General features: G+C 59.1%; 25 protein-coding genes. 12 read left to right on the plus strand and 13 right to left on the minus strand.

Translation table 11 applies throughout. The features are described 5' to 3' along the window. Positions 1-106 precede the first annotated feature (106 nt). Entirely contained in the window at positions 107-799 is a 693-nt protein-coding gene (ung, locus tag ACEN2T_RS26740) for a uracil-DNA glycosylase (protein WP_032888523.1), read from the plus strand. Between the two features lie 11 nt (positions 800-810). Here ung and ACEN2T_RS26745 read toward each other — a convergent pair whose 3' ends face one another. The 7 genes from ACEN2T_RS26745 to ACEN2T_RS26775 all read right to left on the minus strand — a co-directional run bounded on the left by ACEN2T_RS26745 (position 811) and on the right by ACEN2T_RS26775 (position 8,427). Then, on the minus strand, positions 811-1,662 hold the full coding sequence (locus ACEN2T_RS26745; protein WP_179179411.1) for a hypothetical protein: 852 nt from the start codon (positions 1,660-1,662) through the stop codon (positions 811-813). After that, positions 1,659-2,969: an AAA family ATPase gene (locus ACEN2T_RS26750; protein ID WP_095184068.1), complete on the minus strand. Its 1,311-nt coding sequence runs from the start codon at positions 2,967-2,969 to the stop codon at positions 1,659-1,661. Before ACEN2T_RS26750 ends, ACEN2T_RS26745 begins: the two co-directional genes overlap by 4 nt. A gap of 69 nt (positions 2,970-3,038) precedes the next feature. After that, positions 3,039-4,073 (minus strand): AbrB family transcriptional regulator, encoded by a 1,035-nt coding sequence (locus tag ACEN2T_RS26755; RefSeq protein WP_032889255.1) that lies wholly within the window; start codon positions 4,071-4,073, stop codon positions 3,039-3,041. Beyond that, entirely contained in the window at positions 4,066-5,580 is a 1,515-nt protein-coding gene (locus tag ACEN2T_RS26760; RefSeq protein ID WP_095184070.1) for a tripartite tricarboxylate transporter permease, read from the minus strand. Before ACEN2T_RS26760 ends, ACEN2T_RS26755 begins: the two co-directional genes overlap by 8 nt. A gap of 1 nt (position 5,581) precedes the next feature. Continuing rightward, positions 5,582-6,040 carry a tripartite tricarboxylate transporter TctB family protein gene (locus ACEN2T_RS26765; protein WP_032888529.1) on the minus strand — a complete coding sequence of 153 codons (459 nt, stop codon included), beginning with the start codon at positions 6,038-6,040 and terminating at the stop codon, positions 5,582-5,584. 63 nt (positions 6,041-6,103) lie between these two features. Then, entirely contained in the window at positions 6,104-7,093 is a 990-nt protein-coding gene (locus tag ACEN2T_RS26770) for a Bug family tripartite tricarboxylate transporter substrate binding protein (RefSeq protein ID WP_163033161.1), read from the minus strand. 41 nt (positions 7,094-7,134) lie between these two features. Then, positions 7,135-8,427, minus strand: coding sequence for an OprD family porin (locus ACEN2T_RS26775; RefSeq protein WP_032888532.1), 1,293 nt, complete (start codon positions 8,425-8,427; stop codon positions 7,135-7,137). A gap of 235 nt (positions 8,428-8,662) precedes the next feature. Here ACEN2T_RS26775 and ACEN2T_RS26780 point away from each other — a divergent pair, with 235 nt between their 5' ends. Next, positions 8,663-9,334, plus strand: coding sequence for a response regulator (locus tag ACEN2T_RS26780; RefSeq protein WP_017736361.1), 672 nt, complete (start codon positions 8,663-8,665; stop codon positions 9,332-9,334). Next, positions 9,327-10,712: a sensor histidine kinase gene (locus tag ACEN2T_RS26785; RefSeq protein WP_442117821.1), complete on the plus strand. Its 1,386-nt coding sequence runs from the start codon at positions 9,327-9,329 to the stop codon at positions 10,710-10,712. The genes ACEN2T_RS26780 and ACEN2T_RS26785 overlap by 8 nt, the downstream gene beginning before the upstream one ends. Here ACEN2T_RS26785 and ACEN2T_RS26790 read toward each other — a convergent pair whose 3' ends face one another. Beyond that, positions 10,713-11,534, minus strand: coding sequence for an HDOD domain-containing protein (locus ACEN2T_RS26790; protein WP_032888536.1), 822 nt, complete (start codon positions 11,532-11,534; stop codon positions 10,713-10,715). It abuts the gene before it with no gap. Between the two features lie 36 nt (positions 11,535-11,570). Further along, the gene (ygfZ, locus tag ACEN2T_RS26795) at positions 11,571-12,512 is read right to left on the minus strand and encodes a CAF17-like 4Fe-4S cluster assembly/insertion protein YgfZ (RefSeq protein ID WP_122755726.1); all 942 of its coding nucleotides are present in this window, start codon (positions 12,510-12,512) and stop codon (positions 11,571-11,573) included. A gap of 140 nt (positions 12,513-12,652) precedes the next feature. Here ygfZ and ACEN2T_RS26800 point away from each other — a divergent pair, with 140 nt between their 5' ends. After that, positions 12,653-12,907: an FAD assembly factor SdhE gene (locus ACEN2T_RS26800; protein WP_032888540.1), complete on the plus strand. Its 255-nt coding sequence runs from the start codon at positions 12,653-12,655 to the stop codon at positions 12,905-12,907. Next, positions 12,891-13,337 carry a protein YgfX gene (locus ACEN2T_RS26805; RefSeq protein WP_032888542.1) on the plus strand — a complete coding sequence of 149 codons (447 nt, stop codon included), beginning with the start codon at positions 12,891-12,893 and terminating at the stop codon, positions 13,335-13,337. The genes ACEN2T_RS26800 and ACEN2T_RS26805 overlap by 17 nt, the downstream gene beginning before the upstream one ends. On the opposite strand, the gene nadB is transcribed toward ACEN2T_RS26805, so the two are convergent. Beyond that, on the minus strand, positions 13,306-14,922 hold the full coding sequence (nadB, locus tag ACEN2T_RS26810; protein ID WP_032888543.1) for an L-aspartate oxidase: 1,617 nt from the start codon (positions 14,920-14,922) through the stop codon (positions 13,306-13,308). The genes ACEN2T_RS26805 and nadB overlap by 32 nt on opposite strands. 462 nt (positions 14,923-15,384) lie before the next feature. On the opposite strand from nadB, the gene rpoE reads away from it, so the two are divergent. From rpoE to ACEN2T_RS26830, 4 genes are all read left to right on the plus strand, one after another. Further along, a complete protein-coding gene (gene rpoE / locus ACEN2T_RS26815) occupies positions 15,385-15,966 on the plus strand; it encodes an RNA polymerase sigma factor RpoE (protein ID WP_003172477.1) in 582 nt (193 codons plus the stop codon). A 32-nt stretch (positions 15,967-15,998) separates the two neighbouring features. Further along, a complete protein-coding gene (locus ACEN2T_RS26820) occupies positions 15,999-16,580 on the plus strand; it encodes a sigma-E factor negative regulatory protein (protein WP_032888545.1) in 582 nt (193 codons plus the stop codon). Positions 16,581-16,596: 16 nt separating this feature from the next. After that, positions 16,597-17,559, plus strand: coding sequence for a MucB/RseB C-terminal domain-containing protein (locus ACEN2T_RS26825; RefSeq protein ID WP_442117822.1), 963 nt, complete (start codon positions 16,597-16,599; stop codon positions 17,557-17,559). 234 nt (positions 17,560-17,793) lie between these two features. Further along, positions 17,794-19,233, plus strand: a complete 1,440-nt coding sequence (locus ACEN2T_RS26830; protein WP_032888548.1) for a DegQ family serine endoprotease — start codon at positions 17,794-17,796, stop codon at positions 19,231-19,233. Between the two features lie 67 nt (positions 19,234-19,300). Here the strand turns inward: ACEN2T_RS26830 and ACEN2T_RS26835 are convergent, their stop codons facing one another. Next, positions 19,301-20,734: a M48 family metalloprotease gene (locus ACEN2T_RS26835; RefSeq protein ID WP_095184077.1), complete on the minus strand. Its 1,434-nt coding sequence runs from the start codon at positions 20,732-20,734 to the stop codon at positions 19,301-19,303. A gap of 95 nt (positions 20,735-20,829) precedes the next feature. On the opposite strand from ACEN2T_RS26835, the gene ACEN2T_RS26840 reads away from it, so the two are divergent. Continuing rightward, positions 20,830-21,069, plus strand: coding sequence for a sulfurtransferase TusA family protein (locus ACEN2T_RS26840; RefSeq protein WP_099601374.1), 240 nt, complete (start codon positions 20,830-20,832; stop codon positions 21,067-21,069). Between the two features lie 30 nt (positions 21,070-21,099). Beyond that, positions 21,100-22,170 carry an AI-2E family transporter gene (locus ACEN2T_RS26845; protein WP_032888556.1) on the plus strand — a complete coding sequence of 357 codons (1,071 nt, stop codon included), beginning with the start codon at positions 21,100-21,102 and terminating at the stop codon, positions 22,168-22,170. A gap of 36 nt (positions 22,171-22,206) precedes the next feature. Here the strand turns inward: ACEN2T_RS26845 and ACEN2T_RS26850 are convergent, their stop codons facing one another. After that, complete coding sequence (locus tag ACEN2T_RS26850) at positions 22,207-22,680, minus strand: peroxiredoxin (protein WP_095184079.1); 474 nt, start codon at positions 22,678-22,680, stop codon at positions 22,207-22,209. Between the two features lie 10 nt (positions 22,681-22,690). Next, the gene (locus tag ACEN2T_RS26855; RefSeq protein WP_003172487.1) at positions 22,691-23,251 is read right to left on the minus strand and encodes a glycine cleavage system protein R; all 561 of its coding nucleotides are present in this window, start codon (positions 23,249-23,251) and stop codon (positions 22,691-22,693) included. 272 nt (positions 23,252-23,523) lie between these two features. Between ACEN2T_RS26855 and dapA the strand changes: the two genes are divergently transcribed. Then, the gene (gene dapA / locus ACEN2T_RS26860) at positions 23,524-24,402 is read left to right on the plus strand and encodes a 4-hydroxy-tetrahydrodipicolinate synthase (RefSeq protein WP_032888561.1); all 879 of its coding nucleotides are present in this window, start codon (positions 23,524-23,526) and stop codon (positions 24,400-24,402) included. Positions 24,403-24,419 lie beyond the last annotated feature (17 nt).

Here is a 24,419-nt window from a genome sequence, read left to right on the forward strand (position 1 = left end):
GTATGATCGCTTCGTGGGAAAGTGCCGATGGTGTGTCAGATCAATTGACAAGCAAGGCCGGCTTTCCTAGGGTTCGCCTCATTATTTTTTACAAGACAATTCAACTATGACCGAAGGCGACCGTATCAAACTCGAACCCAGCTGGAAACACGCCCTGCGTGATGAGTTCGATAAGCCCTACATGGCTCAGTTGCGCGAGTTCCTTCGCCTGGAGCACGTTGCCGGCAAAGAGATCTACCCGCCCGGCCCGCTGATTTTCAATGCGCTCAACTCCACGCCTCTGGACAAGGTCAAGGTCGTGATCCTCGGCCAGGACCCGTACCACGGTCCCGGCCAGGCCCACGGTTTGTGTTTCTCGGTGCAACCGGGCGTGCCGACGCCGCCGTCATTGGCCAACATCTATAAAGAGCTCAAGCGCGACCTGAACATCGACATCCCCAACCATGGCTGCCTGCAAAGCTGGGCCGACCAAGGCGTGTTGTTGCTCAACACCACCATGACCGTGGAGCGCGCCAACGCCAACGCCCACGCTGGCAAGGGTTGGCAGTTCTTTACCGATCGGATTATCGAAGTGGTCAGCGAGCACCAGCCGCATTTGGTGTTCCTGTTGTGGGGCGCCCATGCACAAGGCAAGCAGAAACTGGTCGACGCCACCAAGCATTTGGTACTGACGTCAGTGCATCCGTCGCCGCTGTCCGCGTATCGAGGGTTTCTGGGGTGCGGGCATTTCAGCCGTACCAACAAGTTTCTTGAGCAGAATGGCGAGACGCCGATTGAGTGGCGGCTGCCGCCGCTGTGAGGGGGCTTGGGTTATTCCGGGAGGGCTTGCGCCAGTAAGAGAGCCATCTGTTTGGCGGCGTTGTGATCGGATTGGTAGAGCTGTCGGAAAGCGAGGTTACAAGCGGTGAACTCACTCTGGGCGCTGCATTTGAAGGTCACCAGTTGCTGTGCGACCTTTCGCGTCGCGACGTCGGTCTTGTCCGCCGCCAAGGCTTCCAGCGCAACCCAGAGCTCTATCAGTGCAAGCGCTCGACGTGAGGTGAGGTCTTCATGGTTCAGCTGGAAAAATTCGATATTGGTGACCGCCCGTTCATAGGCGTGCCCGTTTTGCTGCGCCGGAACCGCTAATACGCCATCAAAAGTAATGATCGTTTGCGGGTCGTCCACGTCAACCGTTGAGATCGGATAGAGCAGCAGCGCTAACTCGTTGCCCATTTGTGCGGGGTCGGAACCTTGCACATCGCGATGGCCGCGGATGGGGAAAAAGTTTGATTTCAGGGTTGAGTTGCAACGGGTGCAGGCAATCGCATAGTTAAAGTGATGATAAGCGAGCTTGTAGTACCCCGTTGGGCTCGCTGCGCCGGTGGCCCAGTTAAGGTGTATGGGCCAGGCTTGGATGCTGGACTTGGGGCGATAGTGCTCCACTTCGTGGACTTTGCTCGCCAGCACCGAACCCTGAAGTTTGGTTTCGCAATATGCGCATTTTTCGTATTGCAGCGCTATATAGACGGTTTTTATCTGGCCCCAGAACTCAGTACCGCCGGTGTATTTACCGGCAGCCACGTAAGTTCCAGTACGTGCCTTGGCACGGCTAAGCCAGGTTTTATTCCGCTCTTTGATTTGTGCAATGAGATCTTTCTCCAGGATTGGATAACGGATCATTTCTTGACGCCTTCCCCGTTCTTTCTTCGCTTAGGCGCAGAAGTGGTCGGTGGTGACGGGGGCTGGTCGAACCCTAGGCCGCTTGCCATAAGTTTCAGGTAGTTGGCGCTGGCGTCGCGATTCCCGGAAACGGCACTGCGTGCCAGTTCGTTGAGTTTGGTTGACGTAGACTCGGCGCGAGTACTGTCCAGGCCGAAATAGGGCGAAAGCAGAATCTGTTCGGAACTCTTGCCCCTCACATGTTCGGGCAGCCGCTTTATGAGCGTCGAACCTTCCTCCTGACTCAGCAAAAAGAGGTTTTGTGACATCAATGAACCCACCACCAATGGGCTGTGGGTGGTGAAGATGAACTGAACATTGGGTAAGGCTTTTGCCAGAGTGGGGACTACCACTTTTTGCCATTCAGGGTGTAAGTGCAGATCGATTTCGTCGACCATTACAACACCTCGCATTTCCCTTAGTTTCAGCCCTGTCGCGACACCCTGGCAGACATGAAACAGCATGTCGCCTATCCAGCCAATATAAGCCCTGAACCCATCGGACAAGGCTCGGAATGGCAGCACAATGCCGTTCATTTCAAATAAGTTTTCGTTTTCCTGAACCGTTTTCTGAATTTGACAGTTCAGAGGCAGCAGATCGTTTATCAGGTTGATGACTTGGGTGTATCGGCCTTTGTTGCTTTTGGCGTATTCAGGCAGCCAATAGGACAATGGCATTAGCGTGACGTGTTCTTCGAAGAGGCTGGCAACCCGTTCATAACGGCGCAGGCGCGATTTTTTACGTGCACTTTCATCTACCCTGGCGGAGGCTTCAACACTTCTGCTCGCCCCATAACCCACAATGAAAAACGCAGGATTGTCTTCGTTGAACTGAAGAAACTCGACCGTATTCTCGATATCGCGTGGGGACACTTTGCTGCGCATGCGCTCAGTGGAGCCGAAGGAACTGATTTGGGTCTTCAGCGAAAATTGATCGGGCAGCGGGTGGTCTGTCTGCTTCGGATTTTTTTCTTCGTCAGTCGAAAGGAGCGTTGCAGTAATAGTGGCGGGAGGCGTTTTTTTTTCAGCGGCGTCAGTACGACGAACCAGGCCTTCGGAAACAAAGCCGGATCCTCCGCTGAGCAAAGGCCCCAACACCGATAATGCGACTGCACGCAATACGCTGGTCTTGCCGAGGCCGTTATCTCCCAGCAAGACATTCACGTTAGGGTATTGGATCTGTAAGTTACCTGTGGCGGGCACATTGAAGTCGAGCCCTACGGCCTTAAAAGACCGTAAGTTCTCTATCTGTAACTTTTGAATATGCATGGAATCCACCTCTTCCGAAGCCGCAGATGGTAGCAAAGTTTCATCTGGGTGCCAGGCAAAGGCGTCTATTTAGTGCATCGGCTGGCGGTTCCAATGCCGGAACAACGGCTCCGCCAGAAACAATACAAATAACAACCGCATTACCTGCATCGCCGTCACCAGCGGCACCGACAGTTGCAGGGTTTCGGCCGTGAGGCTCATCTCGGCGATGCCGCCGGGCATCATGCCCAGGGTCAATGAGCGCAGGTCCAAGTGGGTGAGGGCACTCAAGCCTACCGCCGCCAGCGTCGCCAGCGCCATGGTCAACGCCGTGCCGATCAAGGTGCGAACCATGAACGACGGAGCGCGCCGGAAGAACTGACGATTGAAGTGGCAGCCCAAGCCGCTGCCGATCAGCCATTGGCCAATCTGGCTGCCGCCGTCAGGTAACCCGATGTGCAGGTCCCACACCACGCTGGCGGTGGCACTCACCAACAAGGGCCCGAACAACCACGGGTTTGGCTGACGCAAACGCTGCCAGCCCCAGGCTACCAGCGCACCCAGAGGAAACAGCAACGCCAGCCACGCCCAACTCACCGGTGCCGGATGAAACTGCGGCGCGCCGCCCTCCAGCAAATACTTGAAAATCGCCGGCACACACAACACCACTACCAGCACCCGCAGGCTCTGGCCCGCTGCCACGCGGCTGAGCACCGCGCCATTACGTGCGCCGAGGTTGACCATCTCACCGGAACCGCCCGGCATGCTGGAGAAAAACGCGGTGGCGCGGTCTTCACCGCTGCGGCGCATCAGCCACACGCCGACCACGCTCGACAGGCTGGTGACCAGCGCGCCGAAGAAGATCAGGCCGAAGTGGCTCATCACCTGTTCAATCACCAACGGGGTGAAGTGCAGGCCGATGCCGATGCCCACTACCCATTGACCGCATTTGCGCCCGCCGGGAATCTCCGCCAACTGCCATGGCGTGAGGCAACGCACGAGGATGATCGCCAGCAACGAACCGACCATATACGGCAAAGGCCAGCCGACCAGGCTGGCCAGGTAACCGCCGGCCAGACCGACCAGCGGCGTTCCCCACCATTGTTTAAAGGTGACCTCAGACATCGGCCACGGCACGACGCTGCAGGGCACGTTTGCGGTAGATGCGGATCAGCGGGAAGGCCAGCATCAACGCGGTCAGTACCCACACACCGAAGGTGATCGGGCTCGACCAAAGAATTTGCAGGTCACCGTTGGAAATCGACAGCGCACGGCGCAGGTTCTGCTCCATCAGGCCGCCGAGGATAAAGCCCAGCAGTACCGGCGACAGCGGGAAATCCAGCTTGCGCAGGATGTAGCCGAAGATGCCGATACCCACCATCAGGAACAGATCGAAGGTGGTGGCGTGCACTGCGTACACACCGATCGCTGTGATGATGGCGATCACCGGCACCAGCGCCCAGTTCGGCACGGCAAGAATGCGCGTGAAGATGCGGATCATCGGGATGTTGAGGATCACCAGCATGATGTTGGCGATAAACAACGAGGCGATCAGGCCCCAGACGATGTCCGGTTGCTGTTGGAACAGCAGCGGGCCAGGAGTGATGTTGTACAGCGACAGAGCACCGATCATCACCGCCGTGGTGCCCGAACCCGGTACACCCAGTGTCAGCATCGGTACCAGGGCGCCACAGGCGGAAGCACCGATGGCCGTTTCCGGCGCGGCGAGGCCACGCATGTCGCCCTGGCCGAATTTGCCGCTGGCACCGGCCAGGCGTTTCTCGGTCATGTAGGCGACGGCCGAGGCCAATGTCGCACCTGCGCCGGGGAGTACACCCATGATGAATCCGAGCAGGCCGCAGCGGATGTTCACAACGAACACCGAACCCGCTTCCTTCAGGTTGAACATCATCCGCCCGGTGGCCTTCACCGCTTCCTGGCCACGGTGAGTTTTTTCCAGCAGCAGCAGGATCTCACTGATGGAAAACAGGCCCAGCACCAACACCACAAACTGGATGCCGTCGGTGAGGTGGATGTTGTCGCCGGTAAACCGGTACACGCCGCTGTTGGCGTCAATACCCACTGCCGAGAGGAAGAGGCCGATCAGCGCCGCAACAAACGTTTTCAGCGGTTTGTCACCGGCCATGCCGCCCAGGCAGACAATCGCAAACACCATCAGTACGAAATATTCCGCCGGACCGAAGGCAATTGCCCATTTGGCCAGCAGCGGCGCAAACAGCACCATGCCGCAGGTAGCGATAAACGCGCCGATGAACGAGCTCCATGCCGACAAGGACAACGCCACGCCAGCCAGGCCTTTACGGGCCATCGGGTAGCCGTCGAGGGTGGTCATCACGGTCGACGCTTCGCCCGGAATGTTCAGCAGGATTGAGCTGATACGGCCGCCGTATTCGCAACCCAGATACACGGCCGCCAGCAGGATCAACGCCGATTCCGGCGGCAGGCCCAGTGCGAATGCGATGGGGATCAACAGTGCTACGCCGTTGATCGGGCCCAGGCCCGGCAGCAGGCCGACCACGGTGCCGATCAAGGTGCCGCAGAGGGCGGTCACCAGGTTGTAAGGGGACAGTGCAACGCCGAAGCCCTGGCCCAAATAGCCGAAAGTATCCATATCAGTTCTCCAGAACGTCGAGCAGGCCGAGGGGCAGCGGAACATCCATGGCTTTATCGAACAGCAGATAAAGACCAATGGCCATCAGGCTGACGATCACCACGCTGGGCACCCAGCGGCCGCCGTACAGACGCGCCATGGGAATGCCGATCAGCATGCTGCTGAGAATGAAGCCGAGGGGTTCGAAGGTGGCGGCAAACACGATCAACAGGGCTACGCAGATGCAGATCTTGATCAGGGTCTGGCGGTCCAGCGCCGGTTCTTCCTCGGTGTGCTTGGTAGGTTGCGGGCGAAACAGCATGTAGATCAGTGCCAGGCTCATCAGCCCTAGCATCAGCAGCGGGTAGGCACGAGGCCCCACCGGCTCGTAGGAAAATGCCGCCTGATACGGCCAAGCCATCAATGCAAGGCCGGCACAGGCCAGCAACAGCACAGCGGCAAAAATGCGTTGTAAGAGCATGTCGAACTCCTGGGCCGCGCCCCTTGTGAAAGAGGGCGTGGCCGCACTTGGAAGGCGGGGCGATTACTGGATCAGGCCGAACTCTTTGGCCAGTACTTTGTAGTCAGCCACCTGTTTCTTCACGTAGGTGTCCAGCTCCGGGCCGGTCATGGCGAACGGGAACAGCTCACGCTGGTCACGCAGCTTGGCGAACTCGTCCGAGGCCAGCAGTTTGTCGAACGCCTCTTTCCACCAGGCATAGTCGGCATCGCTGACTTTTGGCCCCAGGTAGAAACCGCGCACCACTGGCCAGACGATGTCGTAGCCTTGCTCCTTGGCGGTTGGAATGTCCTTCATTTCTGGCTCGTCCAGCCGCTTCTCGGAGAACACCGCCAGCAGGCGCATATCGCCACTCAGGATGTGCGGCATGGAGTCGGAGATGTCGGTACTGCCCACCTGGATGTGACCGCCGAGCAGGGCAGTAGCGATTTCGCCTCCACCTTCGAGGGCGACATAACGCAGCTCGCGCGGGTTGATCCCGGCTGCCTTGGCGATCAGTGCCGTTTGCATCCAGTCCTGGCTGCCGACGGTGCCGCCGGAACCGATCACCACGCTGCCCGGATCTTTCTTCAAGGCTTTGACGAGATCGTCGAGGGTCTTGTAGGGCGAATCACTTTTCACTGCGATGGCGCCGTAGCTGGTGCCAACTGCCGCCAACCAACGCACGGCGCTTTCATCAAAACGACCGAACTTGCCTTGCGCCAGGTTCAACAGCGAACCGCTGGACCAGGCCACCAATGTGCCGGCATCAGCAGGGCGCTGGGCGACCACCGCGTTGTAAGCCACTGCGCCCACCCCGCCCGGCATGTAGGTCACGCGCATCGGCTTGCTGAGCAACTTCTCGTTGACCAACGCGCTTTGCGCCAGTTTGCAGGTCAGGTCAAAACCACCGCCGGGGGAGGCCGGGGCGATGCATTCCGGGCGCTTGGGTTCATCGGCAGCCAGCAGTTGGCCGGCGAACAGCATGCAGCCGGCGGCGAGGGCAAATTTACGCAGTGAAAGGGTCATGGTTATCTCCGTCTTTATTGTTGTGAGGTTCTACTTCCAGAGCACACTTACCAAAGGGCAACGCTGTAGCTGACCAGCACGCGCATTTCATCCGCGTCACGGGCTGAGTAGTTGGAACGGTACGTGGCGTTACGCAGGCGTACAGCGACGTCTTTGAACGTGCCGGTTTGCACCACGTACTTGATTTCGGTGTTGCGTTCCCACTCTTTACCGGTCTCGCCGTTCTTGAGTTTGATGTTGTCACCCGACAGGTAACGGCTCATGAAACTCAGGCCGGGAATGCCCAGCTTGGCGAAGTCGTAGTCGTAGCGCGCCTGCCAGGAGTGCTCGTCGGCGCCGGCAAAGTCGTTGATCTGAACGAAGTTGACCAGGTACGGGTCACTGCCATCCACATACGGGAAGGCGCTGTCGCCGGACATGTGCTGGTAGCCGGCGCTGAGCTTATGGCCATTGAGGGCATAGCTGAACAGGCCGTTGAGGGAGGTATTGTCGATCTTGCCGCCACGGGCAGCACCGGTGTCATCACTGATAGCCAGGCGCAGGTCAGTGGCGAAGGTGCCGGGGCCCATCGGGCGTGCGGCCACCAGGCCGAGGAAGTGCTGGCGGTAAACGTCGTCGAGCTGGGCGAAGTGGTAGCTACCGGTGATCTTGTCGGCGAACTTATAGTCCACGCCACCGAAGTTGAAATGCTTGCCGGTGGCGCCGCTGAGGAAGCGGCTGTTCTTGTTGTTGAGGGCGATGTCCTCGTAATTGCTGTCGTCGCGGTCCTTGGCCTTGTCCAGGCGACCGCCGGTGAACGTCAGGTTCTTGAACTCCTTGGAAGTCAGCAGGCCGCCGTTGAACGTCTGCGGCAGGATGCGGCCGTCGTTGGGCTTGAGGATCGGCAGTTCAGGCATCAGCGAGCCGATCTTCAGCTCGGTGGCGGAGATCTTCACTTTGCCGGTCAAACCCAGCTTGGAGTACTCATCGGCGGCGCGACCATCGTCATGGGTCGGCAGCAGGCCGGTACCGGTGCGATCGGGGCTGGAGTCGAGTTTGACTCCGAGCATGCCCAGCGCGTCGACGCCAAAACCGACGGTGCCGTCGGTGTAGCCCGATTGCAGGTTGAGCATGAAGCCCTGGGCCCATTCGTCGCGCTTGGATTGCTGTGCGCTGGTGCCGTCGCGAAAGTCGCGGTTGAAGTACATGTTGCGGGTTTCCAGGGTCGCGCTGCTGTCTTCAAAGAAGGCAGCCTGGGCAAGCGGCGAAAAGCCGGCAAGGGCAGCGGCACTGGCAAGGGCGGTGTGGGTCAGGCGGGAAAAACGAACAGGCGGGCAAGCCTGGGGCTGGGTCGACAGCATCGTGTTGCACTCCGTTATTGTTCTTATTTTGGCGAAAACGCATCGAGGCGTTTTTCGGTCGCGACTCATCTGGTCGCTCGGCGGGCATGACCCACCTTGGCTGGATGCTAAAGGGCGAAGCTTTCACTAACCTTTCAGCTGCCTTTCAATGTTTTCGGGCTTCACAGGGCAGGCGGCGCCTGTAAACTGCCTGCCAAGGCGTGGCATCGACCACCCATGAACGAGGTAGAAATCCATGCGTGTCCTCTTGGTTGAAGACCATCTGCAACTCGCCGAAAGTGTCGCCCAGGCGCTCAAGAGCACGGGTTTGACCGTCGACGTACTGCACGATGGCGTGGCCGCGGACTTGGCCTTGAGCAGCGAGGAATACGCGGCGGCGATCCTTGATGTGGGGTTGCCGCGCATGGATGGTTTCGAGGTGCTGGCGCGTCTACGCGCTCGCGGAAAAAATCTGCCAGTGCTGATGCTCACCGCACGCAGTGATGTGAAAGACCGCGTGCATGGCCTGAACCTGGGCGCCGATGACTACCTCGCCAAACCGTTCGAACTGACGGAGCTGGAAGCCCGGGTCAAGGCGCTGCTGCGCCGCAGCGTGCTGGGCGGCGAGCGCCAGCAGACCTGCGGCGTGTTGGTGTACGACCTCGATACTCGGCGCTTCACCGTGGGCGGCGAGCTGATGACCTTGACCTCTCGCGAGCAAGCCGTGCTCGAAGCCTTGATCGCGCGGCCGGGCCGGGTGATGAGCAAGGAGCAACTCGCGTCCCAGGTGTTCGGCCTGGACGAAGAGGCCAGCCCGGATGCCATCGAAATCTACGTGCACCGGTTGCGCAAGAAACTCGATGGCCAGCCCATCGCCATCGTGACCTTCCGCGGCCTTGGCTACCTGCTGGAAGCCCGCGATGCATAAGCCCAGCAGCCTGCGCTGGCGCCTGCTGTGGAACTTGGCGCTGTTGCTGGTGCTGTTGATGCTCGCCAGTGGCATGAGTGCCTACTGGAACGGTCGCGAAGCGGCCGACACCGCCTATGACCGCACGTTGCTGGCCTCGGCACGGACCATCGCGGCCGGCCTGACCCAAGTGGACGGCACCCTCAGCGCCAACGTGCCCTATGTCGCCCTGGACACCTTTGCCTACGACAGCGCCGGGCGTATCTACTACCAAGTCAATGACATCGACCAGAAGCTGATCTCCGGTTACGAGAACCTGCCCGGCCCGCCGCCGGGCACGCTTCGCACCGATGACTATCCGGCGCTGGCGCGGTTTTACAACGCCACGTACCAAGGCCAGCAGGTGCGTGTGGTCAGCCTGCTCAAGGCCGTCTCCGAGCCGAATATGAACGGCATGGCGGAAATCCGCGTGGCCGAAACCGATGAAGCGCGCGTGAGCATGGCCCGCAGCCTGATGGCCGATACCTTGCTGCGCTTGGGTATGCTTGCGATCGGCGCGTTGTTATTGGTGTGGTTCGCCGTAAGCGCAGCGCTGCGCCCGCTGGAGCGCTTGCGCACGGCAGTGGAAGAACGCCAGCCCGACGACTTGCGGCCCTTGCCGTTGGTGGAAGTGCAGCATGAGTTCGGCCCGCTGGTGCGTTCCCTCAATCACTTCACTGAGCGCCTGCGCGGGCAGTTCGAACGCCAGGCGCAGTTTATTGCCGACGCGTCCCACGAACTGCGTACACCGTTGGCGGCACTCAAGGCGCGGCTGGAACTGGGTCTGCGCGCGGAAGATCCGGCGACCTGGCGCAGCACCCTGGAAACCGCCGCCCAGGGCACCGACCGCCTGACCCATCTGGCCAATCAATTGCTGTCCCTGGCACGCATTGAAAATGGCGCGCGGGCGATTGCCGAAGGGGGGGCGCAGTTGCTGGATCTGAGCCAACTGGCCCGTGAGCTGGGCATGGCCATGGCGCCCCTGGCCCATGCGCGTGGCGTGGCATTGGCGCTTGAGGCCGACGAGCCGGTGTGGTTGCGCGGTGAGCCGACGCTGCTGAACGAGTTGCTGAGCAACCTGGTGGACAACGCCCTGGCCCACACGCCACCGGGTGGCAACGTGATTTTGCGGGTGTCGGCGCCTGCGGTACTGGAGGTGGAAGATGACGGCCCAGGTATTCCGCTGGATGAACGCGACCGGGTGTTCGAGCGCTTCTACCGCCGCAGCCAGCAAGGCATGGGCTCAGGCCTGGGGCTGGCGATTGTCGGCGAAATCTGCCGCGCCCATCTGGCGCAGATCAGCCTGCACGATGGTGCGCAGGCGGGGTTGAAGGTGCGGGTAAGTTTTATCGCCGGTTGATCAGTCGAACATCAAGCGGGCTTCATCCAGCTCTGCGCGCAGTTTTTCACTGTAGGGGTCGACCCGCAGTTTCTTCATCGCCGGCACGTTGGAGACTTCCACCTTTGCCAAGGGGTGATCGGTGCCGTGATGGCAATACAGCACGGCGATCTGCACCAGGTCGATGTAGTCGAGGCTGGCGGAGTCGCGTTCCAGGTTCAGGTACTGGCCTGGCAGTTTCGCCAGCATTTCCGGGAAGTCCCAGCCACCGAGCAACTTGTCGCCCAATACCGGGTGGATGCTGTCGATGACATGGTTGAGGCTGACCGGGTCCGACAGCAGTTCGTAGTGGTCTTCGGCGTAGGTCAGGATCGGCAGCACGCCGATCTGGTGCACCAGGCCGCCCAACGCTGCCTGGTCCGGCTTGAGCTGACTGTGGCTGCGGCACAACGCATAGCTCACGCCCGCTACTTCCAGGCTGCGGCGCCACACATCGCGCATTTTCTGTTCTACCGTTTCGGAGCGGGCGTGGAAGATCTGTTCCATCACCAGGCCGATGGCCAGGTTGCTGCTGTAGTTGGTGCCCAGCCGGGTGATGGCGGTGTGCAGGTCGGTGACTTCCTGAGTGGCGCGTAACAACGGGCTGTTGACCACTTTGATCAGGCGCGCCGACAGCGCGGTGTCGCGACCGATGACTTTGCTCAAGTGGCTGATGCTGATTTCCGGGTCTTCAGCGGCCTGACGGATGTTCAGGGCCACTTCCGGCAATGTCGGCAGAACCAGGTCATCGTTGTTGATGGCCTTAACCAACGCCTGTTGGACTTTTTCCGCCAGTTTGTTCATTCATGCTCTCTAGGGTGCTGCAAAAAGGTACGGCGACTAACGCTGGATTTCTCGATCGCGGTCGAGGGTATAAGGCAGCTCAAGCAGCTGTAAACCTGGGCCTTCCAGTGTGCCTAAGTGCACATCGCCACTATCGGCTGCTTCGGCTTGCAATACGGCCAGAAGTTCAATCGCTTGGTCAGCTTTTGCTGCAATCACCACTTCGCCGATCGAGCTGTTGTGGCTGGCGGAAAACAGTGGGGTGCCTGGCTCGGGCATGTCAGCCGCGTTGAGGCTCAGGCGGTACAAGCGGCGCTTGAGTTTGCCCAGGTACTGCATGCGCGCGACGATTTCCTGGCCGGTGTAGCAACCTTTCTTGAAACTCACGCCGCCCACCGCTTGCAGGTTGAGCATTTGCGGGATGAAGACTTCGCGGGTTTGCGGCATGACCTGGCCGATGCCAGCGCGGATCTGGCCCAGCAGCCATTCATTCAAGTCTGCTTCTTTTACGTGAGCGGCCAGTTGGCTGCGCACGGTGTCGGCTTGCTCGGCAGGCACCCAGAGTTCGGCGCGGGCTGGGGATACGCGGATGGCGATCAGTACGTCGGCACGCGCTACGCTGTCAGTCTCGGCTGGAAGTTCAAGACCCAGGCTGGCGAGTGCATGGTCAGCGTTCGATAGGCCGAAACGCACCCAGGCGGCGCTTTCGTCGGTGAGCTTGGACTTGGAGAACACCGCGTATTTCTTCAGGTCGGCCAGTTGCGGTTCCAGCAAATCGGTGGCCATCGCCATCAATACTCCGTCACCTTGCAAGAGGATGCGGAAGCTCGATTGCATGCGGCCTTTTTGCGTGCAGCGCGCGCCGAGGCTAGCCTGAGTATCACTCAGGTAATTGAGGTTGCAGGTGAGCTGACCCTGCAGGAACTTGGCAGCGTCGGAGCCGCGGACGGCCAGAACGCCTTCGTGGGACAGCGGGCAGAAAAAAGCGGAGTCAGCCATGGGTCATCGCAGGTCAAAAAGTCATGGGTGCATCATAGAGGGGCGCCCGGCAAATGGATAGTTTCCATATGGTGCGACCAAAGCCGGCTGTTCCGGGGCCGTGGTGCCTGTATACTTGCGCGCTATTTGAGGAGCGCTCCATGGTCGAAGAAGTAGAAATCAATCGCCTCTACTGGCACAGCCGTCGTGGCATGCTGGAGCTGGATGTGTTGTTGGTGCCTTTCACCAAAGAGGTGTACGCCACGCTCAATAAAGTAGATCGCGACCTCTATGTCCGTCTGCTCGAATGCGAAGACCAGGACATGTTCGGCTGGTTCATGGAGCGCGCCGAATCGGAAGATCCTGAGCTGCAGCGTATGGTTCGGATCATTCTGGACCGTGTTCAGCCCAAGTAATCGTTTTGAATGCCGCTGGCAGGCCTCACGGCTAATGCTGGCGGCGTATGTGCTTGCCCAGCTATTCGCGCTGGGTGCGTTGTTGGTCCTCGATTCCCCCTTTGCTTTCCTTGGCGTGCTGTTATGCCTGGCCCATGCGGCCTGGGTGCTGCCGCGTCATGTCCTGTTGACCCACCGTTCGTCGATTGTTGGCCTGCGTCGCGATGAGGATGGCTGGCAGTTGTTCAGTCATGAGCGCGGTTGGCACAGCGTGCAGTTGCGCCCCGACAGCCTGGCGTTGCCGCTGATTGTCGTATTGCGCTATCGGGTACAGGGCGAGTGGCGGGTGCGTTCCGTCTGTGTCCCACGGGATTCGCAGGTCGCCGATGTGCATCGGCGCCTGCGGGTACGTCTGAAGTTCAGCCGCCGAAGGTGGTTGGCACCAGAATAGTGTCGCGGGCTTCTGGCAGCATCTGTGGATAGTCGAGGGTGTAATGCAGGCCTCGGCTTTCCTTGCGTTCCATGGCCGAGCGGATCATCAGTTCCGCGACCTGGGCCAGGTTGCGCAATTCGATCAGGTCACGACTGACTTTATAGTTGCTGTAGAACTCGTCGATCTCATCCAGCAGCAAACGCACGCGGTGCTGAGCCCGTTGGAGGCGCTTGTTGGTGCGCACGATTCCCACGTAGTCCCACATGAACCGCCGCAGCTCGTCCCAGTTGTGCGCGATGATCACGTCTTCGTCCGAATCTGTGACCTGGCTGGCATCCCAGCGGGGAAGGGCGGTCGGCACCGGGATGTGCGGCAGTTGGTCGAGAATGTCTGCCGCCGCCGAGCGCGCGTAGACAAAGCATTCGAGCAACGAATTGCTGGCCATGCGGTTGGCGCCGTGCAGGCCGGTGAAGCTGGTTTCGCCAATCGCGTACAGGCCGGGCACGTCGGTGCGGCCGTGCTGGTCGACCATCACGCCACCGCAGGTGTAGTGCGCGGCGGGCACGACGGGGATCGGGCCTTTGGTGATGTCGATATTGAACGCCAGACAGCGCTCATAGACCGTGGGGAAGTGGGTCTTAATGAAGTCTTCGGGTTTGTGGCTGATGTCCAGGTACACGCAGTCGACACCCAGGCGCTTCATTTCATGGTCGATGGCGCGGGCGACGATATCGCGCGGGGCCAGTTCGGCGCGCGGGTCGAAACGCTGCATGAAGCGTTCGCCATTCGGCAGTTTCAGGTGTGCACCTTCACCACGCAGCGCCTCGGTGATCAGGAAGCTCTTGGCTTGCGGGTGATAAAGGCAGGTGGGGTGGAATTGGTTGAATTCCAGGTTCGCCACCCGGCAACCCGAACGCCAGGCCATGGCAATACCGTCGCCGCAAGCGCCGTCGGGGTTGCTGGTGTAGAGGTAGACCTTGGCCGCACCGCCTGACGCGAGAATGGTGAAGCGTGCGCCGTACGTGTCGACTTCGCCGCTGGAACGGTTGAGCACGTAGGCGCCGAGGCAGCGCTCGCCGTCCAGGCCCAGGCGTTTTTCAGTGATCAGGTCAACGGCGACGCGCTGCTCCAGCAATTCGATGTTGGGACGCTGGCGGGCTTGGTCGAGTAGGGTCTTGAAGATCGCGGCGCCGGTGGCGTCGGCGGCGTGGATGATGCGGCGGTGGCTGTGGCCGCCTTCGCGCGTGAGGTGGAATTCGAAGCCGCCGTCGTCACTGCTCGCGTGTTCGTCGCGGGTGAACGGCACGCCTTGATCGATCAACCATTGAATCGCCTCGCGGCTATGCTCGACGGTGAAACGCACCGCATCTTCGTTGCACAGGCCACCGCCAGCGTTGAGGGTGTCTTCGACGTGGGATTGCACCGTGTCGGTATCATCCAGCACGGCGGCCACACCACCCTGGGCCCAGAATGTGGAGCCGTTGGCCAGGTCGCCTTTGCTCAGGACCGCAATGCGCAGATGGCTGGGAAGGGTCAGCGCTAGGCTCAATCCTGCCGCGCCGCTGCCGATCACCAGGACATCGTGTTGAAACTGTTGGCTCATTTGAAGGATTCCGCAAAAAGCGATCCAAAGGTCAGGCGCAGACAGGAGGCCTGGATCGGCGAATCAAAGGGTCACACGGGCCACTAGTATATAGAGGGGGGGAGCGGCACAATAGCCGGGCATTCGTGGCAATGTGAGATTACGGTGCGCAGCTCGGGTAAAATCAGCCGGTTGTTGAAGCGGGAACTTTTTGCATAAGCCCCGACTCAATAGCAGGTTGCCCGAAAGCTGGGAAACGTTGAGTTTATTGGCCCGTCGGGAGCATTGGACGCGTCAGAAAACCGGCGACAAGATTATTCGCGCAGCCGGCGTTGCCCGCGCTGCGTTTTTCGTGTGTGCCAAATCAGTGCGTGCCGGAAACTTGCTTGAAGGGGGAGAACTTTTGCGAAAAGTCCGAGTCTATGTTTGCAAGCCTGATCGTTTAGTTATGCAAGCCTCCTTCAAGTACAACGAGGAGTGTTCATGCTAACCCAGGAAGAGGATCAGCAGCTCGTCGAGCGCGTTCAGCGCGGCGACAAGCGAGCATTTGATCTGCTAGTGCTGAAATACCAGCACAAAATTCTCGGGTTGATCGTGCGGTTTGTGCACGACACCCATGAAGCGCAGGACGTTGCACAAGAGGCCTTTATCAAGGCTTATCGTGCACTGGGCAATTTCCGCGGTGATAGTGCGTTTTACACGTGGCTGTACCGCATCGCCATCAACACGGCGAAGAACTATCTGGTGTCTCGCGGACGCCGCCCACCAGATAGCGATGTAAGTTCAGAAGATGCAGAATTTTACGATGGTGATCACGGCCTCAAAGATCTCGAGTCGCCGGAGCGTGCATTGCTGCGCGACGAGATCGAAGGTACCGTTCATCGCACAATTCAGCAACTGCCAGAAGATTTGCGTACGGCGTTAACTTTACGTGAATTCGATGGTCTGAGTTACGAAGACATTGCGAGCGTCATGCAGTGTCCGGTGGGGACTGTGAGGTCACGGATTTTCCGGGCCCGGGAAGCCATCGATAAAGCCTTGCAACCTTTGTTGCAGGAAAACTAAAGACAGCGGCGACAGCCAAGAGAGGAACCGCCATGAGTCGTGATGCCCTGCAGGAATCGCTGTCCGCAGTGATGGATAACGAAGCGGATGAACTGGAACTTCGTCGAGTGCTCAACGCATTTGATGATGCCGAAACCCGTGACACCTGGTCTCGTTACCAAGTCGCTCGGGCGGTGATGCATAAGGATCTTCTAATCCCTCGTCTGGATATTGCTGCGGCTGTTTCTGCTGCGCTGGCCGATGAAGCCGTTCCGGCAAAAGCTGCTCGTGGTCCTTGGCGTAGCCTGGGTCGCCTGGCAGTCGCTGCCTCGGTGACAGTTGCAGTGCTTGCTGGTGTTCGCCTGTACAACCAGGACGAAATTGCTGGTGCCGAACTGGCCCAACAGACTCAGCAGCCGGTCATGGCCGGTCCGCAAGTCAAAGGCCCAGCTGTACTGGCCGGCTACAAGGAAAGCTCTGACACCACCGGCCCTATGGCCAACGGTGTACTTCAAGGGCAATCGCAGGACCAGCGTCTTCCAGGCTACTTGCGCCAACACGCACAGGAATCAGCCTTGAAAGGCACTGAAAGCGCTCTGCCATACGCTCGCGCTGCAAGCCTGGAAAATCGCTAAACCGCTAAGGGGCATTATGCGCGCCATACCGCTCCTTACGCTGTTTCTCAGTGGTTGGTTTGCACTACCCGCCCATGCCGATGAAGCCCAAGATTGGCTGACTCGACTTGGGCGTGCAGAGCAGCAGCAAAGCTTTGAAGGTACGTTCGTCTATGAACGTAACGGCAGTTTTTCCACCCACGACATCTGGCACCGTGTCCAGAATGGTCAGGTACGCGAGCGGCTCTTGCAGCTCGATGGTTCTGCCCAGGAAGTTGTGCGAGTGGATGGCCGCACCCAATGTGTCAGCGGCACGCTGGTTGCTGGCATTGGCAATTCGCGAGATGAGCCTTCACGAGCGCTTGACCCGCAAAAAATCAATCCATTTTACGAATTGGCCATCATCGGCAAGTCCCGCGTGGCCGGCCGTAATGCAGTCATCGTTTCGATTACGCCACGTGATCAATACCGTTATGGTTTTGAGCTGCATCTGGATCGTGAAACCGCATTGCCGCTCAAGTCCCTGTTGCTGAACGATCAAGGGCAGTTACTGGAGCGCTTTCAATTCACACGCTTGAATACTTCTACCTCGCCCACCGATCGTGATTTGCAGCCCAGCAGTGAATGCACGTCTATCGCTATCTCAGATATTAAGGCGTCGGAAGTAGAGCCCACTCAGGCTTGGCATTTGGAATGGTTGCCGCCGGGTTTTCAACTGACCAATAGCAGTGCCCGTAAAGATGCTCAGACCAAAGCCACTGTCGACAGCTTGATGTATGAAGACGGGCTGGCACGTTTTTCGGTATTTCTTGAGCCGATCAGCGCTGTGGGCGTGACTGAAACCCGCACTCAATTGGGCCCCACGGTTGCTGTGTCCCGCCGGCTGAATACGGTGGACGGCGAAATGATGGTGACGGTAGTTGGTGAAATTCCTATCGGCACCGCCGAGCGTATCGCGCTGTCGGTGCGCGGTGAAAAAAAGGCCACCATCCAGCCGTGAGTTGTTAATCCTATGTTCATCCTGCTCTTCCACTGTACGTCCATGTCAGGCTGGCTGCCGAGAGCATGAAATGTCTGGATCAGCATTTTCACTTGCAAAAATCTCCCATGTTTTTTATAGGTCAGGGCTTGTCGGCTCTGGCCTTGTTTTGTTCGCGGAACAAAAATGTCGGTCGCAGTTTTCGGCGTTTCTTGAACCCTGTCGCTCAACCCTGCTCGTCGTAACGGGAGCTGTATGTCGATACCACGTTTGAAATCCTACCTATCCATAGTCGCCACGGTACTGGTGCTTGGCCAGGCCTTGCCTGCACAAGCGGCCGAGTTGCCTGATTTCACCCAATTGGTTGAGCAAGCCTCGCCGGCCGTGGTGAACATCAGCACCACGCAGAAACTGCCAGATCGCAAAGTGTCGAACCAGCAGATGCCTGACCTGGAAGGCCTGCCGCCGATGCTGCGAGAGTTCTTCGAGCGCGGCATGCCACAACCGCGCACGCCTCGTGGCGGTGGTGGTGGCCAGCGTGAAGCGCAGTCCCTGGGCTCGGGCTTTATCATTTCCCCTGATGGCTACATCCTTACCAACAACCATGTGATCGCTGACGCTGACGAGATTCTCGTTCGCCTGGCCGACCGCAGCGAGCTGAAAGCCAAGCTGGTGGGCACCGATCCACGTTCCGACGTTGCGCTGCTGAAAATCGACGGTAAGGACCTTCCCGTTTTGAAACTGGGCAAATCCCAGGACCTCAAGGCCGGGCAGTGGGTAGTCGCCATCGGCTCGCCGTTCGGTTTTGACCACACTGTGACTCAGGGTATCGTCAGCGCCATTGGTCGCAGCCTGCCGAATGAGAACTACGTGCCATTCATCCAGACCGACGTGCCGATCAACCCAGGTAACTCCGGTGGCCCGCTGTTCAACCTGGCCGGTGAAGTAGTGGGTATCAATTCGCAGATCTACACCCGCTCCGGTGGTTTCATGGGCGTGTCGTTTGCTATTCCGATCGACGTGGCCATGGATGTTTCCAACCAATTGAAAAGCGGTGGCAAGGTTAGCCGTGGCTGGTTGGGCGTAGTGATCCAGGAAGTGAACAAAGACCTCGCTGAGTCCTTCGGTCTCGACAAGCCTGCTGGTGCTCTGGTTGCACAGATCCAGGACGACGGCCCTGCTGCTAAAGGCGGTCTGCAAGTCGGCGACGTGATCCTGACCATGAATGGCCAACCGATTGTCATGTCGGCCGACCTGCCACACCTGGTCGGTGCACTCAAGGCGGGCAGCAAGGCCAAGCTGGAAGTAATTCGTGACGGCAAGCGCCAGAACGTTGAACTGACGGTAGGCGCTATTCCTGAAGAAGGTGCGACTCTGGACGCCCTCGGCAATAACAAATCGGGTGCTGAGCGAAGCAGCAACCGTCTGGGCATTGCAGTCGTTGAGCTGACCGAAGAGCAGAAGAAAAGCTTCGACCTCAAGGGCGGCGTAGTGATCAAGGAAGTGCAGGATGGCCCAGCAGCGTTGATCGGCCTGCAGCCTGGGGACGTGATCACCCATCTGAACAATCAGGCGATTGACTCCACCAAGCAGTTCACTGATATCGCCAAGGCGTTGCCGAAGAATCGCTCGGTGTCGATGCGCGTGCTGCGTCAGGGGCGCGCCAGCTTCATTACCTTCAAGCTGGCCGAGTAATCCGCTAAGCCAATAAAAAGCCCCGCCGTCGGTCAACGATGGCGGGGCTTTTTTGTGGGTGATGGGTTTAGCTCATCATCCCTTTTACCAGGCGTTCCTGTTCGATCAGCTCACGCTGGCGTGCGTCGATACGTGACGACAATGGAAAGTTACTGCCGGCGCGGCGTTTGGCGAAGTCCAGTTGCTGTATCGCCTGCTGGAAGTCGCCCACCAGAGCAAAGTATTCAGCGCGCGCCTGGTGCAGGCCGATGATGTTGCCGGATAACCCGCGTGTCTCGGCGACTTGATACCACACGTCCGGATCGTCCGGACGAGACTTGAGCAGGCCATCCAGGGCCTTTTCCGCATCCGCGGTACGATTTTGTTTAAGCAGCAGGTCGACTCGGATCTGATTCAGCGGATAGTTGCCGGGGTATTGGGTCAGCATCCGATCCGTGCGTTGCTGGGCGTCGGCTAGACGGCTGTTGTCTATGTCCAGCTGGATTTGCGCCAGGTTATAAGTGATGTCATTGGGCGCTTTGGCCAGCAGCGGTTGCAGGCTATCTCTCGCTTGCTTGAATTGTGAGGCCTTGATTTGGGCGATGGCCAGGCCATAACGCGCCACATCGTTTTTCGGATTCTCGTCCAGTTGCGCCTGGAAGCGTTTGGCGGCGAGTCCTGAGGTGTCCTCATATTGCAGCTGCACCCGTGCGCGAATCAGTTGATAGCGCAGGCTGTCTTCCTTTCCGCCGGGCTTGGATTGCTCGGCTCGGTTTCGGGTGTCGGCGATCCGCGATTCAGTGACCGGGTGCGTCAACAGGAATTCTGGTGGCTTGGCGTCAAAGCGGTATTGACGCCCCAATCGCTCGAACATGGTCGGCATGGAGCGCGGGTCGTAGCCGGCTTTCTCCAGATTGACGATACCGATACGGTCAGCCTCTTGTTCATTCTGCCGAGAGAACCGCCGTTGTTCCTGGATCGCCGCCGCCTGGGTGCCGGCGATCGCAGCAATGCCCGCATCACCTGCGCCGGCGGCTGCCGCGATGATGCCACCGAGGAGAGCAGCCATCATCGGGATCTGCATGCGCTGCTGCGCTTCAACGCCACGGGCGAAGTGACGCTGTGACAAGTGAGCCAATTCGTGCGCCAGCACCGAGGCGTATTCTCCTTCGGTCTGGGCGTTGAGGAACAGGCCGCCGTTCACGCCGACAATACCGCCTGGCGCGGCAAACGCGTTGAGTTGCGGGCTGTTGATCAGGATGAACTCCAGGCGTCGGTCGTTCACCTGGCTGGTTTCTACCAGCTTATACACGCTGGTTTCGACGTAATCTTTGAGTTGCGGGTCGTTCAGTTGGGAAACCTGTCCGCGCAGGTAGGCCAGCCAGGCACGGCCCAGTTGGAATTCCTGTTGTGGCGAGACAATGGCAGAACTGGCGTCGCCAAGCGACGGCAGGTCGTCAGCGAAGCCTGGAGAGGCCAGCAGGCAAGCCAGCGTCAGCAGGGTGGGGCGCAAAAAAGTCATGCACATAGCCTTTCGACAAAGAGCTTACTGTAGCCGGACACTGAGCTCCGGACCAGATATTCTAAGCACCCCGAACGCTTGCCCGGAGTAAAACCATGACCGACGCTGTAGCCTTTGATGCCGAGCTCGACGCCAGCGGCCTCAATTGCCCGTTGCCCTTGCTCAAGGCCAAGCTGGAACTCAACCGATTGACCAGCGGTGCCGTGCTCAAGGTGATCGCAACGGACGCAGGTTCCCAGAGGGATTTCCGCACATTTGCCAAACTGGCCGGCCACACGTTGTTGCATGAAGAAGATGCCGCCGGTGTGTACCGTTACTGGTTGCGCAAGGCCTGAGCCGTTGCCCCTACCACCCGAGGTTGATTGATGTTCAAAGTGTTACGAGACTGGATCCAGCGCTACTTCTCTGATGAAGAAGCCGTGGTACTAGCCGTCCTGTTGTTTTTGGCCTTTACCGCAGTCCTCACCTTGGGTGGCATGCTGGCGCCCGTACTTGCGGGGATGGTGCTCGCTTACCTGATGCAGGGCCTGGTCACCACCCTTGAGCGTTTGCGCTTGCCAGGCGGTGCGGCAGTGGGGCTGGTCTTCGCCTTGTTCATGGGCCTGCTGGTGGTGTTTATCGTGGTGGTGTTGCCGCTGCTGTGGCACCAACTGATAACGCTGTTCAACGAGTTGCCGGGCATGCTCGCCAAGTGGCAGTCGCTGTTGCTGCTGTTGCCGGAGCGCTACCCGCATCTGGTATCGGATGAGCAGGTGTTGCAGGCCATTGAAGTGGCGCGCGGCGAAATCGGGAAATTCGGGCAATGGGCGCTGACGTTTTCCCTGTCCAGCTTGCCGCTGCTGGTCAATATCATGATCTACCTGGTGCTTGTCCCGATCCTGGTGTTCTTCTTTCTCAAGGATCGCGCAATGATCGGTCGCTGGGTGAGTGGCTACCTGCCGCGTGAGCGAGCGCTAATTACTCGGGTTGCCGAGGAAATGAACCGGCAGATCGCCAACTACATTCGTGGCAAAGTCATCGAGATCATTATCTGCGGCGGCGTTACCTACATCGCTTTTATTGCCCTGGACCTGAATTACGCGGCCCTGTTGGCATTGCTGGTCGGTATTTCAGTGGTGGTGCCCTATGTCGGCGCGGTAGTGGTGACGGTACCAGTTACGCTGATCGCTTTGTTCCAGTGGGGCTGGAGCGACCAGTTTATCTACCTGATGGCGGTGTACGGGATCATCCAGACCCTGGATGGCAACGTGCTGGTGCCGTTGCTCTTCTCGGAGGCGGTCAACCTGCATCCGGTGGCGATCATTTGCGCGGTATTGTTGTTTGGTGGGCTATGGGGATTCTGGGGGGTGTTCTTTGCGATTCCCCTGGCAACGCTGTTCAAGGCAGTGCTGGATGCGTGGCCGCGGCAGGAGCCAGTGGTGGCGCCTTTGCTCTGAAACGGAAAGGGGGAGCCTGCTCCCCCTCTCACATTTTCAGGCCTTATTCAAAGCCTGCGCTGCTGTCAGTACAGCATCCACATGCCCTGGCACTTTTACGCCACGCCATTCCTGGCGCAGCACGCCTTCCTTGTCGATCAGGAAGGTGCTGCGATCCACACCCAAGTATTCCTTGCCGTAAAGCTTCTTCAGTTTGATCACATCAAACAGCTGGCAAACCGCCTCGTCTTTGTCGCTGATCAGCTCGAAAGGGAATTCCTGCTTGCCTTTGAAGTTCTCGTGGGACTTCACGCTGTCGCGCGACACGCCAAACACTTCAGTGTTGGCCGCTTGGAACGCCGCATACTGGTCACGGAAGCCTTGGCCTTCAGTGGTGCAGCCGGGGGTGCTGTCCTTCGGATAGAAGTAGATCACCACCTGCTTACCCTTGAGGGCCGCAAGGCTAAAAGTCTGGCCGCTGGTGGCCTGGGCTTCGAAGTCGGCTATGGGTTGGTCGATGACTACTGCCATGAATACTTCCTTACATTGGGTTCTGTGGGCGCCATGGTTCGATCAACGCGTCGAGGTTCAGTGCGTCGGCGAAATCCAGGAACTGATCGCGCAGCCAACTGATCTGCACACCGGCTGGCAGGGTCACGGTGAAAGTGGCGTTGAGCATGGTGCCGCCGGTTTGCGGGGCCTGGTAGGTGTCGCAGGTCAGGTTTTCCAGTTCGACGTTATGGTCGATAAAGAACTGGCACAACTCGTTGACGATGTCCGAGCGGTACGCCGAGCTGACGTAAGCCACATAAGGCAGGGCCTGGGGACGGTTTTCCAGCGCGGCGCTACGCACTACATTGACGGTGAAGTCATGTTTCTTGGCCAGGCCCGGCAGGCCGGTTTCCAGGCGTGCCAGGGCGTCCCAGGTGCCGGAGATCTGGAGGACCAGCGCACTGCACTCGCCATGGCGTGTCAGGCGGGAGGTCACGACGGCGCAGCGGTTTTCATGGCTGGCGCGGCACAGGACGTTCGTCAGCTCCATGGGGTTGGCGCCGAGGGCACTGATAACAAGGAATTGTTCGCGAACTGTGGGGGTGGACATGCAGCCTTCCTAAACGATGAGCGGTCGATACCATGAGGGCCGTATCGATCAAAGCATGAAGGGTAGCGAAAAGCGCCGCCAAGGGATAGGAGGTGGCGTTTTCATTACGTGAACGGCGTGATTCCAGCCTGCTGTAACCCATGCTTTCGTCCAATGATGGCATTGCCCATCGTTTAGTTGCCCCAGAACGCATCCTCACGCGGTACTTCGCTTGTACAAGCATCTTGGCGCCAGTACCATTACGGCTCTCTTTTTCCGGCAGGAGCGGTTGCATGATTGCGGGCAGTATGGTGGCACTGGTCACACCCATGGATGCACAAGGTCATCTCGACTGGGACAGCCTGGGCAAACTGGTGGACTTCCACCTGCAAGAAGGCACCAACGCCATTGTGGCGGTCGGCACCACAGGTGAGTCGGCCACCCTCGATGTGGAAGAACACATCCAGGTGATTGAGTTCGTGGTCAAGCGTGTTGCGGGCCGCATCGCCGTGATCGCCGGTACGGGTGCCAACTCGACGCGCGAAGCGATCGAGCTGACCAAAAACGCCAAGAAGGCTGGCGCCGACGCCTGCCTGCTGGTGACTCCGTACTACAACAAGCCGACCCAGGAAGGCCTGTACCAGCACTTCCGCACCATTGCCGAAGCCGTCGACATCCCGCAGATCCTCTATAACGTGCCGGGTCGTACCGCGTGCGATATGAAGGCCGAGACCGTGATCCGCCTGTCCACCGTGCCGAACATTATCGGCATCAAGGAAGCCACTGGAGACCTGCAGCGCGCCAAGGACATCCTGGCCGGTGTGAGCAGCGACTTCCTGCTGTATTCCGGTGACGACGCCACGGCTGTCGAGCTGATCCTGCTGGGTGGCAAGGGCAACATCTCCGTGACCGCCAACGTGGCCCCACGTGCCATGAGTGACATGTGCGCTGCTGCCATCGCTGGCGACGCCGTGACCGCCCGTGCGATCCACGAGAAGCTGATGCCGCTCAACAAGACACTCTTTATCGAATCCAACCCTATTCCCGTGAAATGGGCGCTGTTCGAGATGGGCTTGATGCCGGACGGTATCCGTCTGCCGCTCACCCGTCTCAGCGAAGCCTGTCACGAACCGCTGCGACAGGCCCTGCGCCAGTCCGGCGTCCTGGTTTAATTGAGGAAGCACTACGC

This window comes from Pseudomonas sp. W22_MBD1_FP4 (assembly GCF_052113765.1).
GTDB classification, from domain to species: domain Bacteria; phylum Pseudomonadota; class Gammaproteobacteria; order Pseudomonadales; family Pseudomonadaceae; genus Aquipseudomonas; species Aquipseudomonas sivasensis.